The organism is Ruminococcus sp. AF37-20, assembly GCF_003460465.1.
Classification (GTDB): Bacteria; Bacillota; Clostridia; order Oscillospirales; family Ruminococcaceae; genus Hominimerdicola; species Hominimerdicola aceti.
This window is the reverse complement of the sequence record NZ_QTVE01000016.1, coordinates 1-26,369: the sequence shown is the minus strand read 5'-3', so window position 1 is coordinate 26,369 and position 26,369 is coordinate 1. Positions and strand designations below refer to the sequence as shown.

Genomic DNA, 26,369 nt, shown 5'->3' with positions numbered 1-26,369 from the left:
TGCTTTCTGACAATTTTGTGTAAAACGCTATAAATTATCCGGCTGTTTTATTGAAATATACAATTTATATGCTATTTGTTCAAAGAAATATTGACAGTGAATTGATTATATGTTATACTTTCATTATCCGAGGCACCGATGAAGTAAGGTGTATGCTATGGGTGGATAAAAAATTATAAAGGCAAGACGTTTGAGATCTCTTGAACGGTGTTGTCATGAAGGGGATCAGTGTGTGCGGCAGGCTTTTTATAGAATTACCTGCGGTGCAGCAAAAAGAGTGATAAAAAAATGCTCTCCGAGGTTTTCGGAAAGCATTGCAGAGCGTAGCTTGTTTATCTTTTCACAGCCTGTGCAGCGAAATGCTGACAGGTCTTTTTGTTTATATGGATATGTTTGCTTAGGCTGACTTTAAATATGATATGTAATTCTGTCGGCAAAGATAGTTATAAGCGGCAGAGTTACAGCACTGAGAATAGTGGTGACTGTAAAGATCTCTGAGGCTGTTTTAGGGTCCTTGTCAAGGTTTACAGCGAACATTGTACACATGGTCGCTGCAGGGCAGGCGGCGGCTATGGTAACTGTCATAAGAACTATCGGAGGAGGATCAAGTATCCACGCTGCAAGGAAGCCTGCCACAGGGAGTATTATGAGCTTGCACAGTGAAACGTAGTAGATACGGCGGTTTTGAAGGGCTTTCAAAACGTTGGTCTGTGCGGCTGTTGCACCTGCTATCACCATGGCGATAGGCGTGTTCATATCTGCTATGTACTGCAAAGCTGTTGCAGGAACTTTCGGCAGTCTGATATTTGTAAGATAGCAAATAAGACCGACCACAACGGCTATAACTGACGGCGAGATAAGGGCTTTAACAAGAGAAGAAAAGTCACGCTCGCCTTTCATTGTCATAAGTCCGTGCGTCCAGATAAGGACGTTGAAGAACGTAAGATACGCTGTAAGATACAAAACGCCCTCTGAGCCGTAAATGCCGTTTATAAGGGGTATGCACATGAATGCACAGTTTGAATATATTGACGAAACACGCTCCACCGCAAGGTCGGGAGTCTTTTTTCTTATAAGAACATAGGTGAGCAAGATAGTCACTGCATAGGATATCGCTGACAGCAGAAAAGACCACAGCAGTCCATGCACAAGGCTTTTGTCATATTTTGACTGATAGGACATGAATATAAGCACAGGATTGATTATATTCAGTGCGAATGAGGACAACTGTTTTGTGCCGTCCTTTGTGATTATCCCTTTTAAATAGCAAAATGCACCTACAATAAGGATAATGAACATTATTATTATCTGGTTTCCGATTATCAGACCTGCTTCCATTTTTACTTCCTCTTTCACATATATTTTTCTTCTTTAGGTGTTCTTTCGTCAGAATACCCAAATAGTATATCAGACTTTTGTGAAAAAAGCATGAACTCACAGTATACATTGATGGGCGATTTTTGTATTTTTATGTGCGTAAATAAGGTAAAAAAGCAAATAATGCACCGATCTTTACACTCCGCCTTATCTCTTGACATAAAAGTTTAAGGGGTGTATAATGTTAAGAGCAGTATTGTCTTGAAAAAGAAATATAGTACATGGTCTGAAAGGATATTTACATATGGATATAAAGAAAATATGTGCGGCTCTCTGCGCTTGCGTGGTATGCTTGTGTGCAGCGGGCTGTTCAAAGGATAGTAAGGACAGCTCTTCTGTCACAGAGAGCAAGGCGAACGTTTCAACAGCCGACAATGCCGACAGCGCAAAGTCTGAGGACAGCAAGGGTGACGAGAGTGATGCAGACAGTAAGGTATTGAACGAGCAGGGTGAGCTTATTACAAAAACTGCTGCGATCTTTGACGGTGACTACACTCTGAAAACGACCTGCACAGAGGCCGACGGCTCAAAGCAGGAGGTAGTAAGAGCCAAAAAGGGCGGAAACATCTATCTGAAAGTCACATCGGATATAGGCACCAGCGGATTTATCTATGTTGACGGAGCAGGATATGATTACGATAACGTGACCGGTGTTTATCACAAGTCAGACGTGACGGAGCTTGACGGCGTTCTTGAAAGCATAGTCAAGCAAAACCTGCCGAGAACCTATGGCCATATAAACAGTGATGAGGCTGATGATTTCGATATCGAGGAGTACACTTATACAGGCGACACATACATTACTGCTATCGACCTGTATTTTGATAAATCTGACGGAAGCTTAAAAAAATACACGCAGACCTTTACTGTTGAAGGCTCAGATGATACAGTTTCAGAATACACTGTTGACGAGCTTTCGGGGGACGCTGACGACAGCCTGTTTGACGTATCTCAGGCGACAAGTCTTGTGGACTTTGACAGTATGTCAGAGGATCAGAGGCTTGGCTATTGTCAGGGTATCTTCAACAAAGCAGGCGTTACAACAGACGATCTCAGTGCAGGGGGATATCAGACGGACGATCTTAAGACCATATCCTATGACAGCTTTGTGAGCCTTGTTTACACATACGGCTACAAGTCTGCACAGCAGTAAGTCAAAATGCACAATTTCAGCGTGGAGATTTGTTGAAAACGCAGGGCGGAAAATGCCCTCTCTATGCTTTACTTGTATGCGTTTTTTTGGTATAATTATAAGTGCGGTCGTTACCGCATAAAAACGTATGCTTACAAGAGGATATATATATAAATGAATATACTAAAGTTTTTGAAGCCGAAGGCTTGCGTGGATTTTGTCTATGATGACAACACAGCAAGGCAGGCTCTTGAGAAAATGAAAAATCACGGCTTTACCGCTGTGCCTGTTATCGACCGTGAGGGCAGATATGTAAAGACCCTTGCAGAGGGCGACTTTCTGTGGTTCATGCTCAATAATGGCATTCAGGATATGCGTGAGCTGGAAAAATATAAGATAAGCGAGATAACAAGGCGTGTCAGAATGAAACCCGTCTATGTTTATTCTACTATCGAGGATCTGATACTTCTTTCGATGGATCAGAACTTTGTGCCTGTTATTGATGACAGGGAAGTTTTTATAGGTATTGTGACGAGAAGAGATATACTTAAATATTGTCACGATACTCTTAACGAATATGAAGCGAAATATGGTCATAAGGAAGAAAAAGAGGAGATAGGTGCAGTATAAGCACCGGGAAAGGAATTGTTGTAAAAATGAAGAGGACAAACAAAAAGGGCGGTGCAGCTATAGTTGCTGTGCTTATAGTTATAATGCTTGTGGCTGTTGGCTCGGCGGCACTGGTGGTGACAGGAAGATATACCATTCAGGCAAGCAAGGTGGCAGACGCAGTTGTTAGGGTGGACAGCAAACCTGAGGAAAGCTCTTCTGAGGAGGTTTCAGAGGTTGACGACCTTTCATCAGTTGCGGAAGAGCCTGTGAGCAATTATCCTGTGAAGTCTGCAAATTATCAGGATATAAATATAAAGGGTATGACAGCAAACACAGCTATACTTGTTGACGCTGACACTAATGAGATAGTTGCAGGTTATAATTACGAGAAAAAGGTATATCCTGCTTCTCTTACAAAGATGCTTACGCTTCTTGTAGCCGCAGAGAATATTCAGGATATGGACGCTACATATAAGTTCACAAGCGATGATATCGACCCTCTTATCGAGGACAACGCATCAAGAGCAGGCTTTGAAGCCGGGGAAACTGTTACAATGAAAGACCTGCTTTATTCAGCTATCCTTGTGAGCGGTGCTGACGGCACAACAGGTCTTGCAAATGCAGTTGCAGGCTCAGAGGAGAAGTTCGTTGAGCTTATGAACGCTAAGATCCGGGAGCTTGGTCTTACCGGCACGAAGTTTGTGAATGCAAGCGGTCTGCACAACAAAAATCATTATTCCACAGCGCAGGATATCGCAGTTATCACAAAGGCGGCTATGGATAACGAAACTTGCCGTGAGGTGCTTACAGCAACAAAGTACACAACTTCAAAGACAAAACAGCACAAGGACGGTATCGAGCTTACAAGCATTGTTGCACAGAGAATTGAGGGCTACTATGTGGATTGTGACGGTGACGGCAAAGCTGATGACGGCATAAGCATCGAGGGCGGAAAGACAGGCTTCACCGACGAAGCAAAGTACACCCTTTCAACTATACTTGATGATAACGGACACAAATATATTTGTGTTACAACAAAGTCTAAGGACGAGCTGAAGTCTGTTGAGGATCAGATTGCTATTTATGAAAAGTATCTGGGCGGCAAGGCTTCTGATAATAAAGACAAGGACAGCAAAACGGACACTGACACGTCTTCTGTTTCTGAGGTCGAGGATTAATTAGATAGGATAAAAAAATAAATGCGGATATCGTGGAGGTATCCGCATTTTTGTATTTTAATTTTTTTCACACAAGCTTTTGTACCACCTCAATGACCTTGGAAAGGTCATCACAGCAGGCATACAGAAGCTTTTTTGTTTCCTCGTCAGGCTGCGAAAGGTCGGGTATCATAACAGGCTTGCAGCCTGAGGTGTGGGCGGAGCGTATGCCGTTTGGAGAGTCCTCGAGGGCAATGCACTCGCCAGGGTCAAGCCCCAGCTCCTTTGCGGCGGCGAGATAAATATCAGGGGCAGGCTTGCCGTTTTCTATCATGTTTCCGCAGATAAGCTTGTCAAATCTGTCAATGATATTTATAGAGCTGAGATACAGCGTGGTGCGCTGTAAGTCGGTGGCAGTGGCAACGGCTTTTTTCAGCCCTGTGCTGTCAAGATAGTCAAGAAGCTCATCAAGCCCCTTTTTCTTTTCTATGCCGTTTTGCCTGATAAATTCGTTCATAAGCTCGATACGCTTTGCACGAACTTTGTAGTAATCAAAATCCTCTCCGAAAATGCCTTTCAGGTGTGGGATAGCATACTTCGCTGCAAGAGAGCGTATGCCCAGAACGTGTTCCTTTGTCATTGGATAGCCGTAATGATTCGCCGCCTCACACCAAAACCTTGTGAGCAGCTTTTCCGTATCTATCATTAGTCCGTCCATATCAAATATAACGCCTTTGAGCATTTTTATCACGCCTTTCCAACTTGGTATCTGTTATTATATCACACTTTTGACAAGTTTTCAATAAAACTGCACAAATTAGAGGTGCAGAACATACATTCTATTGTGCATCTATATAATTCGTAATTAAAATTATATAATCCTATTGACAAATTATTAGAATGTGGTATAATAAGTACAGTGATAAAAGGCGACGCCATATGGGAACGCCTTAAAGAAAGGAATGAGAGTAAAGTGAACAAGAGCGTGTATAGTCTGGTGCTTGCAGACGATGTGGTGGAGGCTATTGACAGACTGGCGTATTCCATGAATACAAGCCGTTCAAATCTGATAAATCAGATTTTGGCAGAGCGTGTCCAGCTTCTCACCCCTGAAAAAAGAATGCGTGAGATATTCGCTAAAATAGAACAGCTTATGGACAGCAGGTTTCAGACCCTTAATCAGCCCTCTGACGCCATGATGTCAATAAAAAGTCCTTTGAGATATAAATATAAGCCGACCATACGATACAGCATAGAGTTGAGCCGAGATTTTCACGGAAAGGTGGGAAGGCTGAAAGTATCTTTCAGAACTCAGAGCACACAGCTCATTTCAATGCTTGACAGCTTTTTTAAGCTGTGGGCAAGGCTCGAGGAAAAATATCTTTCGTATCTTTTCACTACTGGAGTGCCTTATGAAACAGCCGAGGGCAGATTTACAAGAGATTTTTACGCACCGCCTCAGTCGGAGCTGACCGATGAGGATATAGCGAACGCTATCGGTGATTATATAAGCTGTATGGACAGCTGTATTCAGCTTTACTTTGACAACGCTGCAGAACCTGAAACGGCGGCAAGAAAGGTATCTGAAATGTATGAAAGATATCTGAAAAAAGGCGTTGTCGTTCTTTAAGCGGTGGGCGGAGCATTCCGCCTGCTGTGAGCATATATCTTTTTAAGATGATAAGGGAGGTAATTTTATGAACGCTCAGAAATTGACACAGAAATCATTGGAAGCTTTGCAGGAAGCGCAGAGCATTGCCTCAAGAAACTCAAATCAGGCTGTTGACCAGCAGCACCTTATGCTGGCTTTGCTTTCACAGGAAAACGGTCTTGTGCCGCAGCTTTTTGTAAAAATGGATATCGCCCCTGAAAATATAGAGGCGGCTCTTACAAGAGCGGTCGATGATATACCTAAGGTGCAGGTAGGCGGACGTGCGCAGGACTCTGTATACATTTCAAGCGACCTTGACAAGGCTTTTGCGGAGGCTGAGTCGGAAGCTTCAAGAATGAAGGACGAGTATGTTTCAGTAGAGCATCTTGTTATGGGTATCATGGACAGCCCTAACAATGCTTTGAAGGAAATATTCAAGACCTTTGGGGTAACAAAAACAAAGTTTCTGAAAGTTCTTCAAGCTGTAAGAGGAAACGCTCAGGTAACGAGCCAGAATCCGGAGGAAACCTATGACGTGCTGAAAAAGTACGGTCAGGATCTTGTGGAGCTTGCAAGACAGAACAAGCTTGACCCTGTTATCGGCAGAGACAGCGAGATAAGAAACGTTATAAGGATACTTTCAAGAAAAACAAAGAACAACCCTTGCCTTATTGGTGAGCCTGGCGTTGGTAAGACCGCTATTGCAGAGGGTCTTGCTCAGCGTATCGTTAGCGGAGATGTTCCTGACAGCCTGAAAGACAGACAGGTTTTCTCACTTGATATGGGTGCGCTTATCGCAGGCGCAAAATACAGAGGTGAGTTTGAGGAGAGATTTAAGGCGGTCGTTGAGGAGATAAAGAAGTCTGAGGGCAGGATAATCCTCTTTATAGATGAGCTTCATAATATCGTTGGCGCAGGCAAGTCAGACGGCGCAATGGACGCAGGCAACCTGCTGAAACCTATGCTTGCAAGGGGCGAACTTCATTGTATCGGTGCAACGACTCTTAACGAGTACCGTCAGTACATCGAAAAGGACGCCGCTCTTGAAAGACGTTTCCAGCCTGTTATGGTTGATGAGCCGACAGTTGAGGACACTATCTCTATACTTCGTGGACTTAAAGAGAGATACGAAGTATTCCACGGCGTGAAAATTCAGGATCAGGCGCTTATTGCGGCGGCTGTTCTTTCAAACAGATATATCACAGACAGATTTCTCCCTGATAAGGCTATCGACCTTGTGGACGAGGCCTGCGCACTCATCAGAACGGAAATGGACTCAATGCCTACAGAGCTTGATGAGATAAGACGTAAGATACTCCAGCACGAGATAGAGGAAACTGTCCTTAAAAAGGAAACTGATAAGCTTGCAGTTGAACATCTCCATGAGGTGCAGAAAGAGCTTTCAGAAATGCGTGAGCAGTTCAATGAGATGAAAGCTAAATGGGAGAATGAGAAGTCTGCTATCTCTAAGGTGCAGAAGCTCCGTGAAGATATCGAGCAATGCTCAAAGGATATCGAGAGAGCAGAGCGTGAATATGACCTTAACAAGCTTGCAGAGCTGAAATACGGCAAAATGGCTGACTTGCAGAAGCAGCTTGCCGAGGAAGAAGAAAAGGCAGAGAAGTCAAAGACAAAGAACACTCTGCTGAGAGATAAGGTAACAGAGGAAGAGATCGCAAGGATAATCTGCCGCTGGACAGGTATCCCTGTTGCAAAGCTTATGGAGGGCGAGCGTGAGAAGCTTCTCCACCTGCCTGATATCCTCCACGAGAGAGTTATCGGTCAGGACGAGGCCGTTGAGCGTGTGTCTGAGGCTATCATGAGATCTCGTGCCGGTATCGCAAATCCAAATCAGCCGATAGGTTCGTTCCTTTTCCTCGGTCCTACTGGCGTTGGTAAAACAGAGCTTGCAAAAACTCTTGCGCAGGCATTGTTTGACGACGAGAACAATATCGTTCGTATAGATATGTCGGAGTACATGGAGAAATTCAGCGTAAGCCGTCTTATCGGAGCGCCTCCGGGATATGTAGGCTATGAGGAGGGCGGTCAGCTCACCGAGGCTGTAAGAAGAAAGCCTTATTCAGTAGTTCTTCTTGACGAGATCGAAAAGGCTCATCCTGACGTTTTCAATATCCTTTTGCAGGTGCTTGACGACGGACGTATCACAGACTCACAGGGCAGAACGGTTGACTTCAAGAACACTATCATAATCCTTACTTCAAACCTTGGTTCTCCTTATATCCTTGAGGGCATCACACCTGAGGGCGAGATATCTCAGGAAGCAAGGGACAAGGTGGACGCTCTGCTGAAACAGCAGTTCAGACCTGAGTTTCTTAACAGACTTGACGATATAATCTACTACAAGCCTCTTATGAAGACGGAGATATACAAGATAGTTGACCTTATGCTTGCAGAGCTTGGCAAGCGTCTTGAAGACAAGAGGCTAAGCATAGAGGTAACAGACGCCGCTAAGGAAGCTATCGTAAATCAGGGCTACGACCAGAACTTCGGTGCAAGACCTCTCAAGAGGTTTATCCAAAGACGTATCGAAACTCTTATTGCAAAGAAGATCATTGCAGACGAGCTTGAGCCTGATTCTATCTTGCAGGTAGATTATGACAAGGACTTCGTTGTGAACGTTATTTATAATACTGTTACAGAAGAGTGATAGTATTATGCCAAAGGGCAGCTCCGAGAGGGGCTGCCTTTTTTTGTGGAAAAAGAAGGTTTTAATTTATTTTAGGTTAATAATAAAAGAATTATCTTGTTAATGTTTTGGTAAGATATACTGTTTGTAAACAAAAAAGAACAGTTTATTTTGTGAATTATTCTAGGCTATTTTGCTTGCAAATGAGTTACATATATGCTAAAATATTAATATCGTGAAATATGTGATCTGATAAGGGGAATTAATATTTATGAAAGCAAATTTTTCTGATACGAATGATTTTGTTCAGAGCATGAACAGAGGAAAGCGCAAAAAGAAGATAGCGTTGCTGGTGCTGTGTATAGTGCTTGCGTTCCTTGTGGCTGCCTGTGTTGTCGTGGGTCTGAAAATAAGGGAAAATAACCGTATCGCCATGGCGAAATCGGTCATAACAAAGCTTGATATAAGCACTACCTTCAAGGAGTCGGAGTTTTCTGACGATCAGGACTGGGACGGTGACGGCATAAAGAATGCCGATGAGGTACGTCATGGCACTAACCTTCAAAGCGAGGATACTGATAATGACGGAATAAGCGACGGCGATGAGATAAAGCTAGGCACGAACCCTATTGAAGCCGATACTGACGGCGACGGTCTTCTTGACGGCTATGAGCTTATGGCAGGCACAAATCCGAGAGAGTCAAAGTCTGACGGAAAGACCAATGACGCTGAAAGAGAGCTTACAGTGGAAAAAAATGCAGGGGACTGCCGCCTTGAAATAAAGGGCGACGCAAACGCTGCCAGTGCGACCCTCGTTGAGCTTGACCTCTTTGGTATCTCATCAAATGCAAGTATCGTCACAAAGGCTTATGACGCTTATTCTGACTATAAGTTCAACTCGGCAAAGATAACTTTTGATATCGACTCTGCAAAGCTGAGTAAAATGGGATATTCATTTGATGACCTTACAGTGCTGAGATTTGATTCACGCTCCACCCTTTACACAAAGGTGGATTCAAAGGCAGACAAGAGCAAAAAGACAGTTTCTGCTTCTCTTACAGAGCTTGGCACTTATGTGGTAGGCGTTGAGAAAACTGTAAACGATGAAGCCACAACAAGGATCTGCTTCCTCGTTGATAACTCCGGCTCTATGTATCCAAAGGAGCAGTGTGTAACTTCTTCTGAGAATGATGTTGACTTCAAGCGCCTTGAATTTGCAAAGAATCTTATCGACAAGTTTGAGAGCCACTATCAGGTCGGCATTTGCAAGTTCACAGGAAGCTACAAAAAGATGGTAGACTTCACTAATGATAAGACAAAGCTTACGGAAGCTCTCGATAAGATAAAGTCTGAGGAAGAGATATTTAACGGCACTCACAGCCAGACGGCTCTTAAAAAGTGCATGGACGAGTTCAGGACAACTTCCGGTGGAAAATACAGGAATATCATTGTAATGCTCACCGACGGCGAGTCTGACGAGCCAAATCCTGCAAGCGTTTCAAGCCTTGCAAATACCGCAAAGGATAAGGACATAATCGTTCTCACAGTCGGCCTTGGCAGAGATGTTGACAGAGATTGGCTTCAGCAGCTTGCTTATTCCACAGGCGGAAAATATTACTCGGCTTCCGACGCAAACGCCCTCAATGACGTTTACAAGCAGATAGTTACTACACTGAACTATGATATCGTTACATACACAAACGCTGACGATAATGTAAGAGGTTATTCGCTCTACAACACAGGCTTTGACCCAAAGGTGAACGGCTTCTCATTCAAGAATTTCAGAACAACAACTACCGCAAGCGTTGACTTCGGCATGGCTGTTATGGCAAGAGATTGGTATCTCGGAAATGTAAAAACTTCTCTTGGGGATATCGCTCCGTCAGATAAGAGCGACATAAAGGTGAATGCTGCGGGCTATGACATAAGCGGAACAGATTTCGGCAAACAGTATGACGAAAGAGTGCCGCTTAGCAAGATAACCTCAGACCTTTTCGCAGGCACATATTCAGACGTTACAAAGTATCTCGATTACTCCTGCACAGGGGATACTCTCACCCTTAATGATGATTATAAGTATGACAGCAAGAACAAGGGCTGGGTAAAGGACGTTACAAAAATATCAGGCGGCAATCTCCGCTGGAAAAAGGTCGAGCTGCTTGATATGGATATAGCAAACGGCATTGACAAGATAAAGGGCGGTTACTCCGCAAATGACGCAGAGTTCGCAAAGGCACTTTACAGACTTAACGCCCTCCAGTGGGATGATTCTTCCTCAGAGTATAACCTTAACAACGACAGTAAGGGCTTTGAAAAGCTTGAAGACCAGCTCAGCCTTGGCATACCGGTTGTTACAACTATAGACGATACTCATACAGTGAACGCTATCGGACTTATTCAGGATTCTGATTGCCACAGAAAATATATCCTTCAGATATATGACAACAACTATCCCGGTGAAACAAAACAGCTTTATATCCAGAAGCTTCCGAAGTGCAAGCTCAAGATAGACAGCAATGGCAAGGCGACAGTTGTTGGCACAACGTTCGAGTATTCCGCAACATATGAGGGCAAGCAGGTCGGCATAGAATTTTCTGACGTGACAGCTCATTAATAAGAACAAAAAAACGGAACGGCTTTGACCGCTCCGTTTTTTGTTAAGATAGTTTGCAGGATTATTTGATATAGTATACCCAATTGTCTTTTCTCTCGTGATCCTCGGGATATTCACCCTCAGTGTAGCCGAGTGCGCAGTGACCGATGCCCTCGTATTCGCCCTCGATGCCAAGGCTGCGGAGGATCTCCTTGCCCTCTTCAGACTCAAATTCTTCCTTTGCACGATGTATCCAGCAGCTTCCAACGCCCTCGTTGTGAGCGGCAAGCATAAGATTGCCCATAACAAGACTTCCGTCATAAATGTAAGTCGGGCATGACTTGTCAGCTAGTACAATAAGAATAACAGGCGCACCATAGAACGGGTCGAAGCCCTCAGCCCAGCCGCCTATCTTTCTGTTCATCTCAGAAATTTTGTCACGCATTTCCTTGTTGGTGACAGCAATGATAATAGGCGACTGCAAGTTTCTTCCTGTGGCGGAATAAGTTCCTGCTATTATGATGCGGTCGAGAACATCCTGCGGTATCATGTCAGGCTTGTATTTTCGTACACTTCTTCTGGTTTTCATAAGTTCGAGCAGATCTTTCATAAAACAGCCTCCTTTGTAGGTTTGATAGTTGATTGCTTATAATTTGATTTTAGCATAGTTTGTGGAGAATGTCAACGGCTGTTTAAGTGAGGAACGAAGTTAAGTGAGGAGTGAGGAGCGGTTTAAGTGAGGAGTGAGGAGTGAGGAGTGAGGAATGACATAGCCGCACCGAGTTTTGAAGCCAACACCGAGCGAAGCGATTTTGCGGCAGTAGAACTTGAAGCCAAATATGGGGGATAACGCAAGTTTGGCAAACAAGAAGCAGGCGAACAGCGTTCGCCCCTATCAAAAAATTTATCGCCGACAGGCGATACCATAATTCCTCATTCCTCACTACTCATTCTACAAACGCCGCTTTCTTCATAAAAAATCTCTTGCAATTTAAGCGATACTGTGCTATACTAACAAGGTATGTTTAAAAATGCAATGAAATATGGAGGAATAATTTTGGGTAAGCTTGAAGATGAGATCAAACGCCGCCGTACTTTTGCGATAATTTCCCACCCTGACGCAGGTAAAACAACTCTTACGGAAAAATTTCTGCTCTATGGTGGTGCGATAGCACAGGCAGGTGCTGTAAAAGGTAAAAAGAACTCCCGCCATGCTGTTTCAGACTGGATGGAAATAGAAAAACAAAGAGGTATCTCTGTTACTTCTTCTGTTATGCAGTTTCAGTATAAAAATTATTGTATAAATATCCTGGATACTCCCGGACATCAGGACTTCTCTGAGGATACCTACCGTACACTTATGGCTGCCGATTCTGCCGTAATGGTAATAGACGCATCAAAGGGTGTGGAAAATCAGACCAGAAAGCTTTTCAAGGTCTGCGTTATGCGCCATATCCCTATATTTACTTTCGTAAATAAAATGGACCGTGAGTCCAGAAATCCTTTCGATCTTATGGAGCAGATAGAGTCTGAGCTTGGTATCCAGACCTATCCTGTGAACTGGCCTATCGGCTCAGGCAAAGAGTTTAAAGGCGTTTATGACAGAGATAAAAAGCATATAATCTCTTTTGAGGCAAGCGGTGGACAGCATCAGGTTGCAGCCACAGAAGTCGACCTCTCCGACCCGTCACTTGACAGCCTTATCGGCGAGGATCTCCACTCAACTCTCTGCGATGATATAGAGCTTCTCGATGGCGCAAGCTATGAGTTCGATATTGAAAAGGTGAGAAAGGGTGAGCTTTCGCCTGTGTTCTTTGGCTCTGCTCTTACAAATTTCGGCGTTGAGCCGTTTTTGGAAAACTTCCTTGAAATGACAACTTCTCCTACTCCGAGAAATTCTTCTGCCGGTATCATAGACCCGTTTGACCCTGAGTTCTCGGCTTTCGTGTTCAAAATTCAGGCGAATATGAACAAGGCTCACCGTGACCGTATCACTTTCCTGCGTATCTGCTCAGGCAAGTTCGATAAGGATATGGAAGTTCTCCACGTTCAGGGCAATAAAAAGCTCAGACTTTCTCAGCCTCAGCAGATAATGGCTCAGGAAAGAGAGATAATCGACGAAGCCTATGCAGGAGATATAATCGGTGTGTTTGACCCGGGTATCTTCGCTATCGGTGATACGATCTGCTCGCCAAAGAAAAAGTTCGAGTTCGAGTCTATCCCGACCTTTGCACCTGAGCATTTTATGAGAGTCCGTCAGAAGGATACCCTCAAAAGAAAGCAGTTCGTAAAGGGTACAACGCAGATCGCACAAGAGGGCGCGATACAGATATTCCATGAGCCTGACAGCGGTATGGAAGAAGTTATCGTGGGTGTTGTGGGCGTTCTTCAGCTTGAAGTTTTTGAATACAGAATGAAAAATGAGTACAACGTTGACCTCTTCAAAGAGGGTCTGCCTTATTCTTATATCCGCTGGATAGATAACAAGGATATCGACCCTAAGACATTGAAGCTTTCAAGTGACACAAAGCTTGTCAAGGACTTCCGTGACAACTATCTGCTTCTTTTCACAAGCGAGTGGAATATCCGCTGGGCGCTTGAAAGAAACGAGGGTCTTGAGCTTTCAGAATTTAACAGAGGCGACCTGCAATAATACAACATTGCTAAATACCCTTTCCAAAAAAGTGATAAACTGACTAAAGTGTGTGCTTTGGTCAGTTTTTTTCTTGACTTTTTATTTGATATATGTTATATATTAAGTAGATATATGTATGAAATATTAAGTAGGTATATGTATGAAAACTATTTTTTGGGGTGATATGTATGATAAAAAAGATAAGTGCGGCGGCAATTGCGGTCATTATGTCAGCTAGCATGATGTTCACTACAGCTTCGGCAGACGCTTCCTATGTTCTTGATAAGGACGCAGGAGAAGACTTCGTCAATTTCATAGACAGCAAGCTGCCTGATATTTTAAAGAGTATGGACAGCGTTGCAGACGGCGATAAGATTTATTTCGACTATGGCTCATGGTTCATGGATCTGGATTTTGACGGTGTGCCTGAGTTTATAATAGGCGGTGAAATGGCTGACGGCGACAGACATTATTCTATTCTTACCAAGGACGGCAAGGAGATAAAGATAGATGACACTGTTGCAAACGGACAGTATTTTCCGGGATTTATGGGCTTTGATTATATGCCTTACAGAGATCTTTATACAGGGGAGGTATCATATTTTTCAAGTAACGATAAGATAAAAACTATGACCTTTGACCCTGAAAAAGGTGTTACTGAAAAGGAGCTTTGCTCGGAAGAATACGATTTGGAAACTGACAGCACTGTTTACAAAACAGACGGCAAAGAGGTCAGCGAGAGCGAGTATTATAACTATAAATCCACCCTCAGCAGATTTATCCCTCTTGAAGTGGAAAATACAGAGCTGACATCAGATGAAACTGCAAAGGCTGACGCTGATAAGCTTCTGGAAATGTATAACGATTATAACTGCGTTGTCATGACGGCGGAGAACAAAAAGGACGATATGGTAAGCGTAATAGTCGAGGTGTTCGATCTTCTTAAAGAGATAATGGCTGACGCTCCTTATGAAATTGCTAGTGATGTTGATTGGAGCTATAACAGTTGGTTTGAGGATTTAAACTTTGACGGCGTTCCTGACTTTGTTATCGGCGGTATTGCAGACCTCTTAGATGAAGGTACTGCTTTAAGGCTTTATGACGTTATCGGTATGGGCAATGCAGGCTTTTTGGCGGATACCAATGTGTCGAACGACCATGGCGACGGTGAGAACGGCTTCGGCTTCAAGCCTTATGTAAACAAGCAGACTGGCGAAAAAACATATCTCTCAGAAGATAGATATTCAGAGGACGGCAAGGAGCATTACGCAGTGAGAAAGCTTTTTGGCTGTCTTGGTGAATGTCTCACCGCTGATATCTGCACCGCAGAATATGACAGCAAAAAAGGCGTGACTTCATACACCATCGAGGGAAAGAAAGCCACATCAGAGGAGTTTCAGGCGTATCTTGCAAAGCTTAACAGCGACTATGATGAGCTTTCTGTAACAATAAGCACCATGGGCGAAAACAAAGTCCCTAATGATGAAGGCACCCTTGCAGAGTCATATGACGATTATAAGCTTGGTGACGTTGTGGGCGGAGCAAACTTTACATATGTAGAAAAGAAGAACACTTCAAATGATATTTCTAACCCTGACAAAACAGCAGGCTCTCAGGCTTCAAAGAATTATAATACCGATTCGTCAACAAATCCGTCAACAGGTGCGGCGGCAGGCGTTACAGCCGCAATAATAGCCGCTGGAGCAGGTTTGGCGATATGTGCAAAGCGTAAAAAGAAATAGTCTTTTCAGCCTAATATATGCAGAGGTGAACAGCGTTCACCCGTATATTGGCATATTATCTGTGTGCTGAATATTTTATCACCGTACCCTCTCATGGTGCGGTGATTTTTTTGCATAAGCCGTCCTTTGTCCGCATAACTTGTACAAAGGACAAAAACTAGGAGGGCGGATATATGTTCAGAAGATTGCAGAATATTTTGTGCTGTGTGGTGATAGCAGGCTTTGCGGCAGTGTGCTGGTATGGTAAAAACAACGGTGAAGCCGTCATGACAGGAGGGGCGGTGAAAACGACCATGGATAAGCCTGTGGTGGTCATCGACCCAGGTCACGGTGGTGTGGACGGAGGCTGTGTATCCGTTGACGGCACGCCTGAAAAGGGGATAAACCTTGCAGTGGCGGAAAGCCTCCGTGACGGTCTGAAGCTTCTCGGCTATGATGTTGTTTGCACCCGTGAAAGCGATATCTCTATCTATGACAAAGGCACAGAGGGGCTTGGGGAGCAGAAAAAGTCCGATATGAAAAACCGCCTTGCCATATTCTCGAAATATTCCGAGGGCATATCAGTTTCCATACACCAAAATCAGTTTACCGACAGCCGCTACAGCGGTGCGCAGATGTTCTATTCTAAAGACAATGCCGAGGGTGAAAAGCTTGCGGGAGTGATGCAAAAGCAGTTCGTTTCCCTTTTACAGCCTGACAATACCAGAGAAACTAAGCCGGTAGGCGACGAGCTTTATCTACTTAATAATACCAAAAATCCTGCGGTTATGATAGAGTGCGGTTTTCTTTCAAACCCTGAGGAGGCTCAGAAATTGGAGAATGAGGACTATCAGCGTCAGGTGGCATTTACAGTGCTGACGGGTATCAGCGAATACAGGCTAATGCAGAAATAGCATATTGGTGCGGCGGCAGTGAGAAAACACTGTCCGTCGTTTTTTGTTTGTAAAACGTTACATAAATTGCTTGACTTTTAAAAGGGGATATTGTATAATATAATAGTGTATTTATAACATAGTATATTTTTTAACTTTTTCCTGCCATAAATTCTGGCAGGAGAATAAATAAAGGTGGATTGAAACATGGGATTATTTGATAAAATATTCGGCAACTATTCTAAAAAAGAGCTTGCCAAGATCGAGCCTATAAAGAATAAGGTACTCGAGCTTGAAAGTAAGTATGCCGATATGTCTGACGAGGAGCTGGGCGGACAGACTGCCATTCTGAGGGGCAAGCTGGACGAGCTTTCAACTCTTGATGACGTTCTTCCTGACGCTCTTGCGGTTTGCCGTGAAGCTGCGTTCAGAGTGCTTGGCAAAAAGCCTTATCCTGTTCAGATAATCGGTGCTATCGTTCTTCATCAGGGACGTATCGCTGAAATGAAAACAGGTGAAGGTAAAACTCTCGTTGCCTGTCTGGCGGCTTACGCTAACTCCCTTACAGGAAAGGGCGTTCACGTTGTAACAGTAAATGACTATCTTGCTAAGTTCCAGTCTGAGGAAATGGGCAAGGTGTTCCACTTCCTGAACACTTCTATCGGTGTTGTGCTTACGGGCATGAACAAGGAGCAGAAGAGGGAAGCTTATAACGCTGATATTACATATGGTACAAATAACGAGTTCGGATTTGATTACCTCCGTGACAACATGGTTATCTATAAGAAAGATAAGGTTCAGAGAGAGCACGCTTTCGCTATCGTGGACGAGGTGGACTCTATCCTCATAGACGAAGCAAGAACTCCGCTTATCATTTCAGGTCAGGGCGACAAGTCAACAAAGCTTTATTCACTTGCCGACAGATTTGCAAAGACCCTGAAGCCTGTTACAGTTGTTGAAATGGACGATAAGGCAGATAACGACCTTCTGGACGGCGACTATATCATCGACGAAAAGGCTAAGACCGCAACTCTTACAAAGAGCGGTGTTAAGAAAGCAGAAAAGGCGTTCAACGTTATAAACCTTATGGACGCTGATAATATGACCCTTGCCCACCACATCAATCAGGCTATCAAGGCAAACGGCGTTATGAAAAAGGATATCGACTACGTTGTTAAGGACGGAGAAGTTCTTATCGTAGACGAGTTCACAGGCCGTATCATGCAGGGCAGACGTTTCAATGACGGTCTGCATCAGGCTATCGAAGCAAAAGAGGGCGTTGAGATAGCAAGAGAGTCAAAGACTATCGCTACTATCACATATCAGAACTACTTCCGTCTTTATGGCAAGCTGTCAGGTATGACAGGTACTGCCATTACTGAGGAGGACGAGTTCAGAGAGATCTATAAGCTTGACGTTATCGAGATACCGACAAACAAGCCTGTTATCAGAGTTGACCATCCGGACGTTGTTTTCAAAACGGAAAAGGGCAAGTTCAACGCTGTTATCGAGCAGGTGATAGAGTGCCATAAAAAGGGACAGCCTGTCCTCGTTGGTACTGTTTCCGTTGAGAAGTCAGAGTATCTTTCAAGACTTCTGAAAAATAAGGGAATCAAGCATGAAGTGCTTAACGCCAAGCACCATGACCGTGAGGCTATGATAGTTGCACAGGCAGGTAAATACGGTGCTGTTACTATCGCTACCAACATGGCAGGACGTGGTACTGATATCATGCTGGGCGGTAATGCTGAGTATAAATCACTTGCAGACCTCCAGAAAATGGGCTATTCTGAGGAAGTGGCTGTCGAGGCAGCAGGCTTCTCAAATACTCAGGACGAGGAAGTTCTGGCTGCAAGAGCAGAGTATAAGAAGCTCTATGCAAAGTATTCTGACGAGGTAAAGGAGCTTGCAGAAAAGGTTAGAGAAGCAGGCGGACTTTATATCATCGGTACAGAAAGACACGAGTCAAGACGTATCGATAACCAGCTGAGAGGACGTTCAGGCCGTCAGGGCGACCCGGGCGAAAGCACATTCTTCCTCTCACTTGAAGACGACCTTATGAGAATTTTCGGCGGTGAGAGAATAACAGCCATGATGGATACTCTCAAAGTTGACGAGAATACTCCAATACAGTCAAAAATGCTCACAGGTGTTATCGAGTCCTCACAGAAGAAGATAGAGGGCAGAAACTTCAACATCAGAAAGAACGTCCTTAATTACGACGACGTTATGAACACACAGCGTGAGATAATCTATAAGCAAAGACAGCAGGTTCTCGACGGAGAAGATCTCCATGACAACATTCTCGGCATGATAAAGGAGTTTGTTGAGGATTCTGTAAATATGTATATCACTGACGAGGACGTTCAGGATAATTGGAATTTGCAGGGTCTTAAAGAAAGACTTATGGGTATAATCACCGTTGAGGACGACTTCAACTATACCCCACAGGAGCTTGACGAGATAACAAAGAAGGATATAATCGACCTGCTTGAAGACAGAGCTTTGAAGATATACGCAAAGCGTGAGGAAGACTTGGGTCAGGAGCTTCTTCATGAGATAGAGAGAGTCGTTTTGCTTAAAGTTGTCGATACAAAGTGGATGGCTCATATCGACGATATGGACGAGCTGAAAAAGGGTATCGGTCTGCGTTCATACGGTCAAAAGAACCCAGTAGTCGAGTATCGTATGGAAGGTATGGATATGTTCGACGATATGGTAGCTTCTATCCGTGAGGACACTGTAAGAATGTTGTTCACCATTCAGGTAAGGAAGAACAGCGCCACTCCAAAGAGAGAGGACGTTCTCAAGCCGGGCGAGCATCATAACATGACTGTAAGAAAGGCTAAGAAGCCGGGCAGAAACGATCTTTGCCCATGCGGAAGCGGCAAGAAGTATAAGAACTGCTGCGGTGCCGGAAACGGTGTACAGGCTGACGAAGCCGAGCAGACAGAGAATAGCTCTGAAGAATAAAAACAATATGCAGGACGGTGAAAACAGCCGTCCTGTTTTGGATATAAGAATAATAGGAGTGTAGTGAAATGTCAACAGCATTTAAAAGCGCAGATATACTTCTGCCTAAGAACGCCGATATGTCAAAATGGGCAGTAGTTGCCTGCGACCAGTATACCTCTGAGCCTGAGTATTGGGCTGACGTGGAAAAGATAACAGAGGGTGCAAAAAGCGCACTTAACCTTATCCTGCCTGAGGTCTATCTGGAGGACGATAACGTTGATGAAAGAATAGCCGACATACATAAGAATATGGACAGCTATATCAGTGAGGGCGTTTTTGAAGAGTATAAGGACGCTATGATATACGTTGAAAGAACACAGTCTGACGGAAAGGTCAGAGCAGGCATTGTTGGCGCTATCGACCTTGAAGAGTATGACTACCGCAAAGGCTCGAAGTCTGCCGTAAGAGCGACCGAAGCCACTGTTGTGGAGAGAATACCGCCTAGAATAAAGGTAAGACGTGGCGCACCTGTTGAGCTGCCGCATATCATGATACTCGTTGACGATACAGAAAAAAGCGTTGTTGAGCCGCTTGAAGCTCACAAGGGAGAAATGAAAAAGCTCTATGACTTTGACCTTATGAAAAAGGGTGGTCATATCGCAGGCTATCTTATTGAAAAGCCTATGCAGGAAAAGATAATCGCCGCACTTGAAAAGCTTGGTGATATCGACGCTTTCAATACAAAGTATGGTCTTAAGGAAACTTCACCGCTCGTTTACGCTATGGGTGACGGCAACCATTCTCTTGCTACTGCAAAGGAATTTTACGAGGAGCAGAAGAGAGAGAACCCTCATAAGGACATGAGCAATGCTCTTTGCAGATATGCCCTTGTGGAGATAGTGAACCTTCATTCGCCTGCACTTGAATTTGAAGCTATCCATAGAATAGTTACAGATGTTGACACAAAGGCTCTTATGAGCGAAATGACAGCGGCTCTTGAGTTTTCTGAGGAAAAGTCAGAGCAGGCAATAGTTGTCTGCGACAATGGCGAGGAAAAGACTCTCTATATACATAAGCCGACTTCAAAGCTCACTGTCGGCTCATTGCAGAATTTCCTTGACAGCTATATCAAGGAAAAAGGCGGCAAGGTGGACTATATCCACGGTGCGGAGGTCATAAGAGAGCTTTCCGCAAAGGAAAATTCCATAGGCTTTATGCTCCCTGACATGGGCAAGGAAGAGCTTTTCCCTACAGTTATCGTTGACGGCGCACTGCCAAGAAAAACGTTCTCCATGGGTCATGCCGAGGATAAGAGATTTTATGTTGAGGCAAGGAAAATATTGAAATAGAAAAATTAAAGAAATGTTGAAATAGAAAAATCGTAGACAATATATTTTAAAAGGAGTTTTTACGATGATAATTGAAGAAGTCAAAAAGGAACTTACAGGACATATCATTCCCTTCTGGAACAAGCTGAGAGATGATGAGAACGGTGGATTTTACGGCTTTATGAGCTATGACCTCAAGCTGGATAAGCAGGCTGATAAGGGCGTTATCCTCCACGCAAGAATACTTTGGTTCTATTCAAAAGCGTATATCACTCTGGGCGATAAGACACTTCTTGACAACGCACGCCACGCTTACGAGTTTATCAAAAACCACTGTATCGACTATGAGTACGGCGGAGTTTATTGGATGATGAACTATAAGGGCGAGCCTGCCGACACTATGAAGCATACATACAACATCGCATTTGCTATCTATGCACTGTCATGCTACTATAACGCAAGCGGCGACAAAGAGGCTCTTGAGCTTGCCTATAAGCTTTTCCACGATATCGAGAACAACACTCTCGATGAGTACGGCTACAGAGAAGCTTTTGACAGACAGTGGAATTTGGTATCAAATGACGCTCTTTCTGAGAATGGCTTGCAGGCTGATAAGACCATGAACGCTATCCTCCACCTTATCGAGGCTTATACCGAGCTTTATAAGGCAGACCACAACGAGGAAGTTGCTAAAAGGCTTAAATTCCAGCTTGGTCAGATGAGAGATATTGTTTATACTCCTGAAACAAACGCTCTGAAAGTTTTCTTTGACACAAAGTTCGACCTTGTGGGAGATATCCATTCATTTGGTCACGATATCGAAGCAACATGGCTTATGGATCTTGCCTGCGATACTCTTGGGGACGAGGAGCTTAAAAAGCAGTTTGCCGAAATGGATCTTAAGATCTCTCATAACATTCAGAATATCGCTCTGGATAACGGCGCACTTAATAACGAGCGTGAGAACGATAAGATAGACAAGAAGCGTGTATGGTGGGTAGAGGCAGAGTCTGTTGTTGGCTTCATCAACGCTTATCAGCACAGCGGAGAAAAGAAGTTCCTTGAAAGTGCAAGAAGTGTGTGGGAGTATATCAAGGCTGAGATAATCGACAAGAGAGAAGGCTCAGAGTGGTATGCCGAGGTTTCCTATGACCATAAACCACACGATTGGAAAGAGATAGTAGGCCCATGGAAGTGCCCATATCATAACGGCAGAATGTGCATGGAGGTCATAAACAGAGGCGTGGACTTCTGATGTTCAGGTATGAAACACATCTGCATACCGCCGAGGGAAGTGGTTGTGCCTCTGCCAGCGGAGCAGAGCAGGCAAGGCGTTATAAAGCCCTTGGCTATGACGGGATCATCGTCACCGATCACTTTTTCAACGGAAACTGTGCTGTCACCAACTTTGACAGTTGGGAGGACAGAGTGAACAAGTTCTGCAAGGGCTATGAGAACGCCAAAGAAGTGGGTGACGAGATAGGTCTGAAAGTCTTTTTTGGTCTGGAGTATTCTTACTTTGGCGCAGACCTTTTGACCTATGGTATCGACAAGGACTTTCTTCTTGCCAATGATAACATCAGTGATATAAGCTTTTATCAGTTTGCCGACAGAGTGCATAAAGCAGGGGGCGTGCTTGTCCACGCCCACCCTTTCCGTGAAGCAGATTGGTATATCCATGAAATAAAGCTCCTGCCGAAATGGATAGACGGCGTTGAGGTATACAACAGCGGCAATGGCAAGGAAGTTTTCAATGAGCGTGCCAAGTGGTATGCCGAACAGTTTAGCTTCAAGCAAACAGGCGGCACGGATAATCACCACCTGTGGGTGGAGGACAGCCGTATCAGCGGCGTTGCAACTGACGAGCCTATCAATTCCATAGAAGATTATATAGAATTTCTCCGTGACGGAAAGCTTACCCCGATAATTCCGGAAAAGCCGGTTGAAACATAAAACATAAATAAAAACTTCAATGACGTTTTTTCGCCATTGAAGTTTTTTTACTATGAAATTTTGCTTTCATTTACCGAAACATCGTCGGAATAAGATTCCGATTCAGCGGCAGAATCGTCGGGAACACGAATGTAAGTTTCATCGGCGACAAATGTGTTTTCATCAACATACTTAAACGGGTGGTCAAAAGCTTCTTTATATTTTTCGTGCTGTAAATCGTTTCCGATTGTAAATTCGACGTATACTTTATCTGTTGCTTCGTGATAGGTTTTAATAGTATATGTTCTGGTTTCAGACCACATTTTTATCGTATCCTGCTTTGCGGTCTCGTCATAAAACGTAAACAGCTTATTGCAAAGATATTCCGAATCTCCGCTGTATTTCAGAGTGTTGTTTTCTCCTATTATAAAATAATCTTTGCTTGTATCTCCGTTTGGATAATATTTTCCCATATTCAGCGTTGGTTCCTGATAGGTATCGTCATGGGGACAGCTGTAGTTAAAGGTATTTATTCCGCTTTCATCATCTTCAGGTTCATCAGAAGAAACTATGTTCTTTAAGCCAAAATACCAAAAGCAAAATATAAAAGCGGCAGCAACGATTATCCATATTATTATGCCAACGTGTTTAGCTTTCATAGTTGTACCCCCCATATAATTTTCAAATTAAATACTCTATGTTTAAATTATACAGTTTATGATTATAATTGTCAATGGGCAAAATAAATAACAAAAAACAAATTTTGTATATATAGTCACATTTCAACAGAACTTTGTGCGTTTATCTAATTTTATTATTCCTATTGACAAATCCACATTAATGAGCTAAAATATAAATATTATTATTCTACATGGTGAGAAAGGAAAACCAAAATATGAAAATCAAAAGATTACTTGCGGCAGTGCTTTCCCTTGCAATGGGCGTATCAATGATGACAGCCTGCGGCAGTTCGGACAGCTCTTCAAAGGCTGAAAACGATTCCTCAGCTACAGAAAATACTCAGAAGCATACCAATGACCCTATGACAGTGACCACTGCAAAAGACCTTGTGGCTCAGATGAAAGTGGGCTGGAATCTTGGCAATACCATGGACGCCACAGGCTCAGGTCTTGACGCCGAAACCTCATGGGGAAATGTGGAAACCACAAAATTGATGATAGACCAGGTCAAGGACGCAGGCTTCAACGTGTTCAGACTTCCTGTTTCATGGGGTACTCACATGGACGAGAACTATACAGTTGACGAAGCATGGATGAACAGAGTTCAGGAAATTGTCGATTACGGTATCGACAACGGAATGTTCGTTATCCTCAACACCCACCACGAGGAGTGGTATATGCCTAAGAAAGACCGTGCCGATAAGGATATAGAGCAGCTCAAAGCCCTCTGGAAGCAGATATGCGACAGATTTCAGGGCTATGACGAGCACCTCATTTTCGAGGGCGTGAATGAACCTAGACTTAGAGGCGAGGGCAACGAGTGGATAGGCGACGCTGAGTCAAGAGAGGTCGTAAATCAGTACGCAAAGGCGTTCGTTGAAACTGTCCGTGCTTCCGGTGGAAACAACCCTAACAGATGTATAATGGTAACGCCATATGCCGCTTCATCATCAAAGCAGAACATGGAAGCTTTGGAAGTTCCGCAGGGCGACGATAAGATAATAGTTTCTATCCATGCTTATCTTCCATATTCATTCGCTCTCGATACCGCAGGCACAGACCAGTATACAAGCATTGATTCTTCTATCACAACACTTTTCACTGATATCGACAGCGTTTTTCTAAGCAAGGGTATTCCTGTAATAATCGGTGAGTTCGGCTCTGTAAACAAGGATAATACAGAAGCAAGAGTTCAGTGTGTAAAGGATTATCTCAGCACCGCAAAGCAGTATGGCGTACCATGCTGTTGGTGGGATAACGGCACAAGAATAGGAAACGGTGAGAACTTCGGACTGCTCAACAGATCCGAGGGCGGCTGGTATTTCCCTGAAATAGTTGACGCTATCATGGAAACAGTAAATAGCTAAAAAAATCAAGGACGGAATCGCTTCCGTCCTTTTTTTGTGCGCAAATTCTATTTTTTCTGTAATGGCAAATGTCACTCGTTCCAGACAATCTGTTTATAAAACCAAAAAAGGACGACACACCAAGTCGTCCTTTTTCATATCTATTCCCCTGAAAGGGTCTTTTTCATTGCAATGTGCGGACAGTATTCGTCCTTGTAAACATCACCATATGCCCTGTAGCCAAGCTTCTCATAAAATTGCTGTACTCTCGTTTGCGCCGATAAGCCGACTTCCTTGTAGCCCACTTTTTCAGCCTGCTTTTCAAGGGCTTCCACTATCATTCTGCCAAGATCTCTGCCGCGATATGCCTTTCTCACGCAGATACGTCCAATGTGCGCTTCGCCATTTTCGTCAAACAGCCTGCCTGTTGCAATGGGATATCCTCCTGTGTAGATAACAGCATGATAAGCCTCATGGTCGATATCGTCAAATTCGTTCACAAAGCCCTGCTCCTCAACGAATACCTGCTGTCTTATGAGCCTGGCGTCTGCGTTGTTTGCAAGCCCTTTTGCGATCTTTATGGTGTAATTATCCATTATATCAGCCCCCAAGACGTATCATTTCGTCGATACATTTTCTTGCAGAGGTTATCTCCTCGTCTGTCATTTTTATCTCAAAACCGCCGCCGTTGCCTATGCCCTCGCAGGTCTTGTAAACGTCCATAAGAGTGGTGAGCTTCATGTTAGGACAAAGTATCTTCTTTGAGAGTATGTAAAACTCCTTCTCAGGGAATCTGTACTGCAAATGCTCCGCAATGGAAATCTCAGTGCCTATGATGAACCCCTTTGCGTCAGACTCAGCCGCAAAATTCATTATGCCAGAAGTCGAACCAACATAATCAGCCATTTCGCTTACAGCAGGGATACACTCAGGGTGACAAAGCACCAGTGCATCAGGGTGAGCCGTCTTAGCCGCTATCATGTCAGCCTTTGTTACCGACGCATGAACAGGACATCCGCCCTGCAAAAGCATTATATCCTTTTCAGGACAGGCTTTTTTTACGAATGCACCAAGATTGCAGTCAGGAATGAACAGTATCTTGTCAGCGTCCATGTTCTTTACTATTTTAACCGCAGACGAGGAAGTAACGCAAACGTCGCAAACCCTCTTGAGTGCGGCTGTGGTGTTTATGTAGCATACTACCTTTCTGTCAGGCTCCTGCGCCTTTATCATTTCTATCATCTCAGGTTCCATTTGCTCTGCCATTGGACAGCCTGCCGATGGATTTGCAAGATATACGTTCTTGTCAGGGTTGAGCATTTTTGCCGCCTCAGCCATAAAATGCACTCCGCACATAAGTATGTTTTTGTTTGAGACCTTCTGCGCCTCAACGCTTAGCTTGTATGAATCACCCGTAATATCTGCTATCTCTACTATCTCCTTAGCCTGATAGCTGTGCGCAAGTATACAAATATCGTTTTCTTTCTTTAACTGAAGAATTTTTTCCTGTACGTCCTTTATCATATCCAGATCATGCCTTTCGACCTTTGAAAAGCATATCCTCCTTTCGGTGTTTCGGCGTTTGCCGAAAGATTTATACCATATTATTATAGTATGATATAGACATTTTGTCAAGGGCATTTGTACCATACCGCCCATAGCACTGTAGTGCTACAATAGATATTGGACAAAATTAAGAAAAAAGAAAAG

At 43.8% G+C, this 26,369-nt stretch carries 20 protein-coding genes; 14 read left to right on the top strand and 6 right to left on the bottom strand.

Annotated elements, in window-relative coordinates; all coding sequences use genetic code 11:
• Positions 1-408 precede the first annotated feature (408 nt).
• Positions 409-1,338, bottom strand: coding sequence for an AEC family transporter (locus DW015_RS10090; RefSeq protein WP_242993268.1), 930 nt, complete (start codon positions 1,336-1,338; stop codon positions 409-411).
• Between the two features lie 283 nt (positions 1,339-1,621).
• Here DW015_RS10090 and DW015_RS10085 point away from each other — a divergent pair, with 283 nt between their 5' ends.
• The 3 genes from DW015_RS10085 to DW015_RS10075 all read left to right on the top strand — a co-directional run bounded on the left by DW015_RS10085 (position 1,622) and on the right by DW015_RS10075 (position 4,299).
• A complete protein-coding gene (locus DW015_RS10085) occupies positions 1,622-2,530 on the top strand; it encodes a hypothetical protein (protein WP_117905556.1) in 909 nt (302 codons plus the stop codon).
• Positions 2,531-2,683: 153 nt separating this feature from the next.
• Positions 2,684-3,139 carry a CBS domain-containing protein gene (locus tag DW015_RS10080; protein ID WP_117863422.1) on the top strand — a complete coding sequence of 152 codons (456 nt, stop codon included), beginning with the start codon at positions 2,684-2,686 and terminating at the stop codon, positions 3,137-3,139.
• Positions 3,140-3,165: 26 nt separating this feature from the next.
• Entirely contained in the window at positions 3,166-4,299 is a 1,134-nt protein-coding gene (locus DW015_RS10075; protein WP_117905555.1) for a serine hydrolase, read from the top strand.
• A gap of 67 nt (positions 4,300-4,366) precedes the next feature.
• Here the strand turns inward: DW015_RS10075 and DW015_RS10070 are convergent, their stop codons facing one another.
• A complete protein-coding gene (locus tag DW015_RS10070) occupies positions 4,367-5,020 on the bottom strand; it encodes an HAD family phosphatase (protein ID WP_117905554.1) in 654 nt (217 codons plus the stop codon).
• A 177-nt stretch (positions 5,021-5,197) separates the two neighbouring features.
• On the opposite strand from DW015_RS10070, the gene DW015_RS10065 reads away from it, so the two are divergent.
• From DW015_RS10065 to DW015_RS10055, 3 genes are all read left to right on the top strand, one after another.
• The gene (locus tag DW015_RS10065) at positions 5,198-5,908 is read left to right on the top strand and encodes a hypothetical protein (RefSeq protein WP_147337874.1); all 711 of its coding nucleotides are present in this window, start codon (positions 5,198-5,200) and stop codon (positions 5,906-5,908) included.
• 67 nt (positions 5,909-5,975) lie between these two features.
• Positions 5,976-8,597: an ATP-dependent chaperone ClpB gene (clpB, locus tag DW015_RS10060; RefSeq protein ID WP_117905553.1), complete on the top strand. Its 2,622-nt coding sequence runs from the start codon at positions 5,976-5,978 to the stop codon at positions 8,595-8,597.
• A gap of 250 nt (positions 8,598-8,847) precedes the next feature.
• Complete coding sequence (locus DW015_RS10055) at positions 8,848-11,190, top strand: vWA domain-containing protein (protein WP_117905552.1); 2,343 nt, start codon at positions 8,848-8,850, stop codon at positions 11,188-11,190.
• A 61-nt stretch (positions 11,191-11,251) separates the two neighbouring features.
• On the opposite strand, the gene DW015_RS10050 is transcribed toward DW015_RS10055, so the two are convergent.
• Positions 11,252-11,779 carry a nitroreductase gene (locus tag DW015_RS10050; RefSeq protein WP_117905551.1) on the bottom strand — a complete coding sequence of 176 codons (528 nt, stop codon included), beginning with the start codon at positions 11,777-11,779 and terminating at the stop codon, positions 11,252-11,254.
• Positions 11,780-12,226: 447 nt separating this feature from the next.
• Here DW015_RS10050 and DW015_RS10045 point away from each other — a divergent pair, with 447 nt between their 5' ends.
• From DW015_RS10045 to DW015_RS10015, 7 genes are all read left to right on the top strand, one after another.
• Complete coding sequence (locus DW015_RS10045; protein WP_022287650.1) at positions 12,227-13,822, top strand: peptide chain release factor 3; 1,596 nt, start codon at positions 12,227-12,229, stop codon at positions 13,820-13,822.
• Between the two features lie 170 nt (positions 13,823-13,992).
• A complete protein-coding gene (locus tag DW015_RS10040; RefSeq protein WP_117905550.1) occupies positions 13,993-15,546 on the top strand; it encodes an NPXTG-anchored protein in 1,554 nt (517 codons plus the stop codon).
• Between the two features lie 173 nt (positions 15,547-15,719).
• Positions 15,720-16,439: an N-acetylmuramoyl-L-alanine amidase gene (locus DW015_RS10035; protein ID WP_041337363.1), complete on the top strand. Its 720-nt coding sequence runs from the start codon at positions 15,720-15,722 to the stop codon at positions 16,437-16,439.
• Between the two features lie 186 nt (positions 16,440-16,625).
• On the top strand, positions 16,626-19,391 hold the full coding sequence (gene secA / locus DW015_RS10030) for a preprotein translocase subunit SecA (protein ID WP_117905549.1): 2,766 nt from the start codon (positions 16,626-16,628) through the stop codon (positions 19,389-19,391).
• Positions 19,392-19,459: 68 nt separating this feature from the next.
• Positions 19,460-20,722, top strand: coding sequence for a DUF1015 domain-containing protein (locus DW015_RS10025; protein ID WP_117905548.1), 1,263 nt, complete (start codon positions 19,460-19,462; stop codon positions 20,720-20,722).
• 64 nt (positions 20,723-20,786) lie between these two features.
• Positions 20,787-21,956, top strand: a complete 1,170-nt coding sequence (locus DW015_RS10020) for an AGE family epimerase/isomerase (RefSeq protein ID WP_117905547.1) — start codon at positions 20,787-20,789, stop codon at positions 21,954-21,956.
• Positions 21,956-22,654: a PHP domain-containing protein gene (locus DW015_RS10015; RefSeq protein ID WP_117905546.1), complete on the top strand. Its 699-nt coding sequence runs from the start codon at positions 21,956-21,958 to the stop codon at positions 22,652-22,654. Before DW015_RS10020 ends, DW015_RS10015 begins: the two co-directional genes overlap by 1 nt.
• A gap of 50 nt (positions 22,655-22,704) precedes the next feature.
• On the opposite strand, the gene DW015_RS10010 is transcribed toward DW015_RS10015, so the two are convergent.
• A complete protein-coding gene (locus tag DW015_RS10010) occupies positions 22,705-23,292 on the bottom strand; it encodes a hypothetical protein (protein ID WP_117905545.1) in 588 nt (195 codons plus the stop codon).
• A gap of 236 nt (positions 23,293-23,528) precedes the next feature.
• On the opposite strand from DW015_RS10010, the gene DW015_RS10005 reads away from it, so the two are divergent.
• Positions 23,529-24,680 carry a glycoside hydrolase family 5 protein gene (locus DW015_RS10005; protein ID WP_117905544.1) on the top strand — a complete coding sequence of 384 codons (1,152 nt, stop codon included), beginning with the start codon at positions 23,529-23,531 and terminating at the stop codon, positions 24,678-24,680.
• Positions 24,681-24,820: 140 nt separating this feature from the next.
• On the opposite strand, the gene DW015_RS10000 is transcribed toward DW015_RS10005, so the two are convergent.
• Both DW015_RS10000 and nadA read right to left on the bottom strand, forming a co-directional pair.
• Positions 24,821-25,255, bottom strand: a complete 435-nt coding sequence (locus tag DW015_RS10000) for a GNAT family N-acetyltransferase (protein ID WP_117905543.1) — start codon at positions 25,253-25,255, stop codon at positions 24,821-24,823.
• A 4-nt stretch (positions 25,256-25,259) separates the two neighbouring features.
• A complete protein-coding gene (gene nadA, locus DW015_RS09995) occupies positions 25,260-26,183 on the bottom strand; it encodes a quinolinate synthase NadA (protein WP_117905542.1) in 924 nt (307 codons plus the stop codon).
• Between the last annotated feature and the right edge of the window lie 186 nt (positions 26,184-26,369).